General features: G+C 65.5%; 1 protein-coding gene. It reads left to right on the top strand.

The window, feature by feature from the left end; all coding sequences use genetic code 11:
• Positions 1–765, top strand: a 765-nt coding sequence (locus tag GFY24_RS40885; protein ID WP_153810476.1) for an AMP-binding protein, incomplete at both ends; no start/stop codon positions are given.

The following is a 765-nucleotide window of genomic DNA, read 5'->3' on the forward strand; positions in this document are numbered from 1 at the left end:
CGTTGATGTTGCCGCGCTCGGCTGCGGCGATCGTGGCGACCCTGGCGGTATTGCGGACCGGCGCTGCGTATCTGCCGATCGATGTGCGTCATCCCGATGAGCGGGTCGGTTTCATGCTCGCGGACGCGTCGCCCGCCGCGGTGATCACCGACAGTGCGTTCGCGCCCCGGTTGACCGGGTATGACGTGCCGGTCATCGATGTCGTCGATCCGACGCTCGCGACGCGACCCATGACCTCGTTGCCGGTTCCGCCGGCGTCGGCGTTGGCGTATGTCATCTATACCTCCGGCACGACCGGCACCCCCAAGGGTGTCGCGGTCACCCATGCCGGAGTCTTCGATCTGATTTCCGATCAGATCGCAAGGTTCGGCATCGACGGAGACAGCCGGGTGCTGCAGTTCGCATCCTGGAGTTTCGATGCGACCGTCTTCGAAATATGGGTGACGTTGGTGACGGGGGCGACGTTGGTCATCCCGCCGGATGACGCGGTGACGCGTATTTCCGGTCTGACCAGTCTCATCAACGAATCCGGCATTACCCACATGACGCTCACCCCGTCGGCGTTGGCGACGCTGTCACCGGAGGGGTTGGAGTCGGTGCGCTCGTTGGTCGTCGCGGGTGAGGCGTGCTCGGTCGAGTTGGTGGATCGGTGGGCGCCGGGCCGGTCGATGGTGAACGCGTACGGGCCGACGGAGACGACTGTGTGCGCGACGGTGAGCGAACCGTTGGTGGCGGGGTCGGGGGTGTTGCCGATAGGTCGTCCGA

Origin of the sequence: Nocardia sp. SYP-A9097 (assembly GCF_009649815.1) — a bacterium.
Classification (GTDB): domain Bacteria; phylum Actinomycetota; class Actinomycetes; order Mycobacteriales; family Mycobacteriaceae; genus Nocardia.